Raw genomic sequence first — 7,831 nt, 5'->3', positions numbered from 1 at the left:
GCACCGTCTGGTCATACAGGCTGACGTCGCGCGTCACGTAGCGCGCCATGTGCGGAGCCGGCGGCTCGTAGCGCAGCAGCTCCTCGATGGCCTGCGGGATGAGGCCGGGGTTCTCCACGAGCTCGCGGCGCTGATCGGGGTGCTCGGCGAGTACCTTGCCCGCCCAACCGATCAGCCGGGTCGTGGTTTCGTTGCCCGCCCCGGCCACGACGTTGAGGTACACCAGAATCTCGCTGCGCGTGAGCCGCCGCGTGGTGCCGGTCTCGTCGACGAACTCCACGTTGAGCAGCTCGGTCATGATGTCGTCGGACGGATGCTCGGCACGCCAGTCGATGTAGGCCTCGAATTGCTCGCCCACCGACAAGCCATGCTCGGCGGCACTCATCGGCTTGCCGGGCTCGGTGCGTAGCTGGGCGTTCCCGCGATCGCGGATGTACTCCTGATCTTCCTCGGGAATCCCGAGCAGCATGCTGATGACCTTCATCGGCATGATCGCACCGAGATCGGTGACGAAGTCGAATCGCCCCGACCCCACTAGGGGATCCAGGAGCTGCGCGCAGAAGTCCCGGATCATCGGCTCCAACGCGTTGATCTTGCGGGGGGTGAACATCCGCGACAACAGCTTGCGGTGCACGTCGTGGATCGGGGGGTCTTCGAAGATCAGCATGCCCGAAGGGATTTCGAGGTTGGCCTTGATCAACTCGAGGATCACGCCTCGGGCCGAGCTGTAGGTGCCGTTGTCGATCAGGGCCTTGTTGACATCGGCGTAGCGGCTCAGCGCATAAAAGTCGTATTCGGCGTTGTAGTAGAGCGGCGCCTCGTCCCGCAGGCGCGCGAACATCGGATACGGGTCGGCAATCAGCTCGACGTCGTACGGGTCGAAATGAACATCACTGTCCGTGCTCGCCGTCACGAAATCCCTCCTAGCGCCTGCATTTTCACCTATCCACTGAGCTGTCCGTCGGCGACGGAATCGGGCCCAATAATTTATACGTATCGCTTAAATACGTTGCGCCTACTCTATTCTCGTAGAGAATCATATGGCGGGTGCTCTGGCAAGGCTTTGAGCCGACGACCCGACGGGCTCGGTCAGCCGGCCCTTGTTGGGGTTCTTCAGGATGCCGGTGGCGATGGCCGCCAGAATCCCGTCGAGCTGCTCGGGACTGTCGATGATTCGGTCGCCATGGGCGAAACGCAGCAGCAGACCGTTGATGAAGGTGAGCGTGATGTTGCTCAGGTCCTCGACCACGGCCGGCTCCAGGTCGGCGCCGCGCGGCATGAGCTGCACCAGGATTTCGCGGTGCAGCTTGGTGAACGCGTCCGTGGCCTCCTGCAGGATCGCCGCGACCGCCGGATCGCGCGTGGCCTGCATGGTCAGCTCGTAGCGGGCCCTGGTCCGCGACAATTGCGGTTCGTTCCCGGCCTGGATCACCACCTGAGACAACCGCGACGGCGACGGGTGGTTTCGCTGTCCGTCGGCATGCCCGGCCACGTCCGCCACGGACTGCAATGTCGCCAAATCCAGCTCCGCCAGCCGCTCGGCCGCGGCGCGCAGCAGCGCCGAGCGGGTCCGGAAATAGAACGAGGTCGTGCCGTCCGGGACGCCGGCCTGGCGGTCGACCTTGAGATGACTCAACCCCTTGGCGCCCTCCTGGGCCAACAGATGGATCGCCGCGTCGCACAGGTCGCGGCGGCGTTCGGTGGGGTTGGGCTTTCGTCGTTTGTCCATCGCAGGGTATCCCGGAGCGGGACACTACTCTATATTCGTAGTGTCAGTAAAGAGCGTGTCCTACCGACGCGCCGGGCTCTCGGCTGAGAGTGTGGTGCGATGACTCATCGTGGCCAGCCCTGGATCGGCGCCAGCGGCCTCATGAGCCTTCTGCTGCTCGGTGTGGCGATATCCGGCTGCCAATCGACGCCGCACCACACCTCCCCGACCACGCCAAGCACCGCCGCGGCATCGACGACCACCCCATCGCCGCCGCCCGCGGTGAGCATCCAGCCGTTGCCGGTTCGGCCGGTGCAGAAGTCGCAGCCGACGACGCCCAACAAGTGCCCAGCCACGAATCCGGCCAGCCCAGTGGCACCGACCACCGTGCTGGTTACCTGTGACCTCGCCAGGAGCACGCTCTATACGTTGGGCCCCGAAACGATGCGATTGGCGCTGACGCACGTGGACCCGCCGGCGTCACTGACATCCGGTTTCTACGAGGTGAGCCTGACGATGGACCCGCTTTCCGCGGCTACCTGGGCGACATTCACCGCCAACCACCTGCAGGACCACGTCGCCTTCATCCGCGACGATCTGGTTCTGGAGGCGCCGATCATCGTGGAACCGGTGACGTCCGGGAAGATCGCGTTGACCACCCAAACACCCCAGGCCGCCGACCAGTTGGCCCAATTGGCCGGCCGCCCCGCGTAACATGGACCGCCTCGGTGTCGGATTCCTCGGCGGCTTCGGCCTTCCCCCAGTGGAATTCGTCGATCTCACCGCCGACCTCGGTTGCCGCTACATGTCGGCGGTTGTGCGCGGTCTTCCGCTGGTTCCGCTCGGCTATCCGCCGTTCTCGCTCAAGGACGCGCCGTTGCGGCGAGATGTGCGGGCCGCGTTGGACAACCGTGGCGTCACGATCTCGCTCGGCGACGGGTTCCTGGTGCTGCCCGGCGCCGAGATGCGGCATTTCGCAGGCGATCTCGACGCACTGGCCGACCTGGGCGTTCCGCAGATCAACGTGGTGAGCCTCGACCCCGACCTCGGCCGCACGTTTGACCAGTTCGCGATCCTGACGGAACTCGCCGCCCAGCGCGGCATCCAGACGGTTGTGGAACCAGTCCCGGGGCTGACAATCGGCGACCTGCCCACCGCGCTGGCCGCCCGGGAACACGTGGCGCGGAACGACTTTCGGTTGTTGATCGACACCATGCACCTGGTGCGATCCGGCTCGACCGCCGCGGATATCGCGACCATTGAAGCCAACCACATCGGATATGCCCAAGTCAACGACACGACGCTGGCGCCGCGAGGCGATAACTACATGGAGGAAGCCATGTTCGAACGCATGGTTCCCGGCGAGGGTGAATTGCCGCTCCGCGAAATCCTTTCCGCGCTTCCCGCCGATATCGTGATCGAAATCGAAGTCCCGAGAAGGTCTTTGGCGCTGGCCGGCGTCAGTCCGATCGATCGCCTCCGCCCTTGCGTCGAGGCTGCGCGCCGCTTGTTGAACGAGATCTCCTGAGTTATCAGGCCGCCGTGGGGGCGATGGGCCGGAAGGCGCGCTCTTCGACGTCCCGGCCGACGGTCAGTGCCGTCCCGGCCGGCACTTCCCGCCACATCCCCGGCAGATGGGTCAACGGTTCGGACACCACCACGCGGGAATCGTCGGCGAAGTGCTCGGATCCCTCGTCGTCCGGGTAGAGCATCCGCACGGACGCCGGATCTTCGCTTACGAACAGCGAATTGGCTTCGGGTCCGCTGGCGTAACGGACGGCGTAGAGTCGCGTGCCGTCGCTGACCCCGACCGTCATCTGCAGGGCCGGCTCATCGACGCCGGCCGTAGCGGCGATCGCCTCGACGAAACCTGCCATCCGCGCGATCCCGGTGACCGGGTCATCGGCGAGGCCGAACGTCAGCGCGAGGTGAAACATCAACTCCGAATCGGTCGATCCCGCAATGTTGCCGAACAAGTCGGGGTGCACGGCCAGCAGCAGGTTCCGCCGCAACCGTTGATAGCCGCCGACGTGTCCGTTGTGCACGAAGAGCCAGTTGCGGTAGCGGAACGGGTGGCAATTGGTCTGCTGCACGGGAGTCCCGGTCCCAGCCCGCACGTGCGCGAGGAACAGGGGCGTGCGAATCTCGGTGGCCAGTTCCAAAAGGTTTTCGTCGCCCCACGCCGGAGTGATGCTGCGAAAAAGCGCCGGTTCGGCCCGGTGCTCGTACCAGCCGAGCCCAGTGCCGTCGCCGTTGGGGATCTCCATGTTCGGCGCGTGCCTGCGGCTCTGCTCGATCAGTGAGCGGGGCGGATCGTGCAACAACTCCCGCGGCGCGATCGCACTGCCCAGATATCCAACCCACCGACACATCCGGCTCTCCTTGCTACCCCTGCTGCGCGGTCCCTCGAATCACTTTGTGCACGAACGCCAGCTTGCAGACCACCGGAGGCGGGATGTGGAACGGGTAGAGCGGGTTCTTGCCCATGGCGGTGTTCACCTGATTGAAGAACAGCGCCAACCACTTCCAGTCTTCGAGCAGATGCTCGATCGGCGCAACGTCGTACGACGCGAGCGGAACGATGTCGCGCGGCACCGAGAAGCGGACCCTGTCGGCGTGCAAGATCATCCCGGCCTCGCGGGTGGTGGCCATGGTGTCGGCGATGTGTAGGTAGTGTGCGAAGCATTCGGCGAAGTCCTCCCACGGGTGCATCGTCGCGTATTCGGAGATGTAGGAGTCGCCCCAGTCCGGCGGGGCGCCGAACTTGTAGTGTCGTGCCATCTCGGCTTGGTAATCCACGCGCTCGTCGCCGAAGATCTCGCGGCACTCGTCGAGATAGCGGGCGGCGCCGGGATCCTGTTCCACAAGCACGTTTTGGTAGTAGTGGCCGACCTCGTGGCGAAAGTGGCCCAGCATGGTGCGATAGGGCTCGCCGAGATTGACCCGCAGCGCCTCCCGGTAGGCGTCGAGCGACTCCACCAAGTCGATCGTGATCACCCCGTCGGCGTGTCCGATCACCACCCGCTCGCGGCCGCTGTAACTGGACAGCAGATCGAACGCCAGCCCGCCGTCTTTCCGCCAGTACGGATCGATCGGCAACCCGATGTCGATGAGCTGATAAACCAAGCGACGCAGCGCAACCGCGGTGGACGCCAGCTTCTCCACCGCGATCGTGTCGTCCGCGTCGGGCTCTCGACGGATCAGCGAATCGGCGATGCAGCGCCCCTGCTCGCCGCCGATTTCTTGTAGCTCCGGGGTCAGCCAGTTGCAGCCGAGGGTCTCCGACCTCGTGCACTGAACCCAGACTTCGCCGTCGATGACGGCGGTGCCGTCGGAGGTCGCGACCATCGCGCGGCTCGGCACATGCAATCCGAGCTCGGCCGAGCAATTCGGACATCGTCTCGAGTCGAACGGGGCGAAGCCGCGACACAGGGGGCAGGCGAACGCGTGCACCGGAGGGTCAACTCGGGTTGCGTAGGGGAAGGCCCGCGGCCCGGTAGATCTCGTCGATGACGGTCATGTTTTCGATCGCGTCCTCGGGGGTCGTCTTGACCGGTTCCCCGCGCAGCACCGCCGCGGCGAAGGCGTCGAGCTGATAGGCGTAGGTGGTGCGGCGCGAAAAGCGCTCGACGCGTCGACCGTCGTGCGATCGGATCGTGAGCCGGTGGAAAGCGCTGGGCAACACGGGGTTCAAGACCCGCACCTCACCGTGTTCGCCCACCACGTGGGCGCTGATCTGCAGCAGCCGCGACGACCACATCGAGCAGCGGACCCGGCCGGTGTGCCCGCCGGCAAACTTCACCTCGGCCGTCATGGCCCGGTCGACCTGCGGATCGCGCAATTTCGCCCGCGCGGAGACGACTTCGGGCGTCGAACCACCGAAGGTGCGGACCATGTGGACCGAGTAGCACCCGGCGTCCATCAGCGCCCCGCCGGCAAGCGAATAGTTGTAGCGGATGTCGGAGAACCTCGGCAGGGGGAAGCACATGGCGGCCTCCACCCGTCGCAGCTTGCCCAACTCGCCGGAGGCGATGATCTCCTCGACGCGGCGGGTCAGCGGGTGGTAGCGATAATGGAAGGCCTCCATCACCACCCGATCGGAATTCGCGGCGATCGCGGCGATCTCGCGCGCTTCGGCCGCGTTGGCGGTGAACGGCTTTTCGCACAGGACGTGCTTGCCGGCGGCCAGCGCGGCCCGCGTCCACCGGCCGTGCAGGCCGTTCGGCAGCGGGTTGTATACCGCGTCGACGGTCGGGTCCGCGATCAGCGCGTCGTAACTGTCGTGCACCCGCGGGATGCCGTGCTTGCCGGCAAAGGCCCGCCCACGCGCCGGGTCGCGGGCCGCCACGGCGGCCACCTCGACCTGGCTGTGTTGCTTTGCGGGGTTGACGACCGCCAGGGGCGCGATGCGGGCCGCACCCAAGATGCCGATACGGATGGGGTTGCCGTCAGCTGACACGGAGCCGACGCTAGCACTCGGGCGCCCCCCGCCACGGCTATCGCCGAAATCCGCTTCTAGAGCTCGGCGTCGAACACCGAGACGGGGTCGAGGATCACGCCGGTCTCCTCGACGTAGCGATCCCACAGCGCCAGCAGGTCGGCCAGCTTGTCGGGCCGCGCGGCGGCCAGATCCTCGATCTCGCCCGGGTCGTCGGACAGGTCGTACAGCTGCCAGGCGCCCGGACCGTACGGCGCGGGCAGATACACCGCCTTCCAATTACCCTGACGGATCGCCCTGCGCCCGAACAATTCCCAACCCGTGCCGGTGTCCAGGCCGTGGACCACTTCGCTTTCGCCCGACAGGTATGGCACCAGGGAACGGCCCCGCATGGGCGCGACGTCGCGGCCCCGGTAGGCGGTGCCCGGGTGCGTTACGCCGGCGAGCTCGAGCACCGTCGGCGCGATGTCCATGACCGTCGTGAAGGCGGTGCCGATTTCGGCCTGCCGGGCAAAGCCGGGCCAGGTCACGAAGCCAACCACCCGGATCCCGCCCTCGGTGGTAAACGCCTTGTGCAGCCGCGACGGCGCGGTGGCAGCCTGCGCCCAGCGCGGGCCGTACCAAATGAACGAGGTGGGCCCGCCCAGGTTGTCGAGGCTGTTGTCGCAGTACTTTTCGATCTGCGCGACGATCTGGGCGCCGCGCAGCGGCATCGCCTCGACCATGGCGCCCTCCGCGCCGTTGTCGGACAGGAAGATCACGACGGTGTTGTCCAGTTCGCCGGTCTCGGAGAGGTAGTCGATGACCCGGCCGATGTTCTGATCCATCCGGCCCACCATTGCGGCATAGACCTCCATGCTGCGGGCCGAACGCGCGCGCTCGTCGTCGGTCATGTCGGCCCATTCGGGCGCGCCGTCGGCGACGACCGGATGCGCCGCGACGTCGGGCGGGCACAGCCCGAGCTTCTTCAGCGCGGCCAGGCGGGCCTCGCGCAATTCGTCGGGCCCGGCGTCGTAGCGACCGTGATAGGTCGCGATGGTCTCGCCCGGCGCCTGCAGCGGCCAGTGCGGGGCCTGAAATGGCAGGTAGGCGAAGAACGGACGGTCATCCTCGTCGGGCCGCTCGCGGAAGTAGCGCAGTAGCGTGTCGACGTAGAAGTCGGAGGAGTAGAAGTCGTCACCGACGGTGACGAACTGGTCATCCTCGGTGTAAAGCGTTGCCACGGGCGAAAACCCGCCGCCCACCGCGGGGCCGTAGTGACTGGCGCCGGCCGGCAGCAGGGCGAACGAGCGCTCGAACCCGCGGGCCCACGGCGACGTTTCGATGGTGTCGCCCAGGTGCCACTTGCCCGACATCAGCGTCAGATATCCGGCGTCGCGCAGCAGCTCGGGCAGGGCCACGACCCGGTCGTTCAGGTAGCCCTCGTAGCCGGGGGCGCCGCGGAACTCGGGGATCGCGACCTCGAGCATCGTGCCGATGCCCGCGATGTGGTGGTCGGTGCCGGTCAACAGCATCGCCCGGGTGGGCGAACAGGCCGGGGCGGAGTGGAAATCGGTGAACCGGACGCCGGCGTAGGCCAGCCGGTCCAGGTTCGGCGTATTGATCTCGCCGCCGAACGCACCGATGTCGGAATATCCGAGGTCGTCCGCCACGATGACTAGAAAGTTGGGCCGCTTCACGGTGAA

8 protein-coding genes are annotated in these 7,831 nt (G+C 66.4%); 2 read left to right on the top strand and 6 right to left on the bottom strand.

Annotated features, from left to right (window positions below; translation table 11 throughout):
• The coding region (locus A5706_RS25800; RefSeq protein WP_068137310.1) for a cytochrome P450 at positions 1 to 913 on the bottom strand (913 nt) is incomplete at its 3' end.
• 123 nt (positions 914 to 1,036) lie between these two features.
• Complete coding sequence (locus A5706_RS25795; protein ID WP_068137309.1) at positions 1,037 to 1,729, bottom strand: TetR/AcrR family transcriptional regulator; 693 nt, start codon at positions 1,727 to 1,729, stop codon at positions 1,037 to 1,039.
• A gap of 99 nt (positions 1,730 to 1,828) precedes the next feature.
• Here A5706_RS25795 and A5706_RS25790 point away from each other — a divergent pair, with 99 nt between their 5' ends.
• A complete protein-coding gene (locus A5706_RS25790; protein ID WP_369831958.1) occupies positions 1,829 to 2,422 on the top strand; it encodes a preprotein translocase subunit SecD in 594 nt (197 codons plus the stop codon).
• A gap of 1 nt (position 2,423) precedes the next feature.
• Positions 2,424 to 3,236, top strand: a complete 813-nt coding sequence (locus A5706_RS25785; protein ID WP_068137307.1) for a sugar phosphate isomerase/epimerase — start codon at positions 2,424 to 2,426, stop codon at positions 3,234 to 3,236.
• Positions 3,237 to 3,240: 4 nt separating this feature from the next.
• On the opposite strand, the gene A5706_RS25780 is transcribed toward A5706_RS25785, so the two are convergent.
• Genes A5706_RS25780 through A5706_RS25765 form a run of 4 tightly spaced genes read right to left on the bottom strand, consistent with a single transcriptional unit; the run spans position 3,241 to position 7,825 of the window.
• Positions 3,241 to 4,080, bottom strand: coding sequence for a class II glutamine amidotransferase (locus A5706_RS25780; protein WP_068137305.1), 840 nt, complete (start codon positions 4,078 to 4,080; stop codon positions 3,241 to 3,243).
• Positions 4,081 to 4,093: 13 nt separating this feature from the next.
• On the bottom strand, positions 4,094 to 5,161 hold the full coding sequence (locus tag A5706_RS25775; RefSeq protein ID WP_068137300.1) for a putative zinc-binding metallopeptidase: 1,068 nt from the start codon (positions 5,159 to 5,161) through the stop codon (positions 4,094 to 4,096).
• A 7-nt stretch (positions 5,162 to 5,168) separates the two neighbouring features.
• On the bottom strand, positions 5,169 to 6,167 hold the full coding sequence (locus tag A5706_RS25770; protein WP_068137297.1) for a Gfo/Idh/MocA family protein: 999 nt from the start codon (positions 6,165 to 6,167) through the stop codon (positions 5,169 to 5,171).
• A gap of 56 nt (positions 6,168 to 6,223) precedes the next feature.
• Entirely contained in the window at positions 6,224 to 7,825 is a 1,602-nt protein-coding gene (locus A5706_RS25765) for an arylsulfatase (protein ID WP_068137340.1), read from the bottom strand.
• Positions 7,826 to 7,831: the final 6 nt, after the last annotated feature.

The organism is Mycobacterium sp. E796, assembly GCF_001672815.1.
Classification (GTDB): Bacteria; Actinomycetota; Actinomycetes; order Mycobacteriales; family Mycobacteriaceae; genus Mycobacterium.
This window is presented reverse-complemented; position numbering and strand designations above follow the sequence as displayed.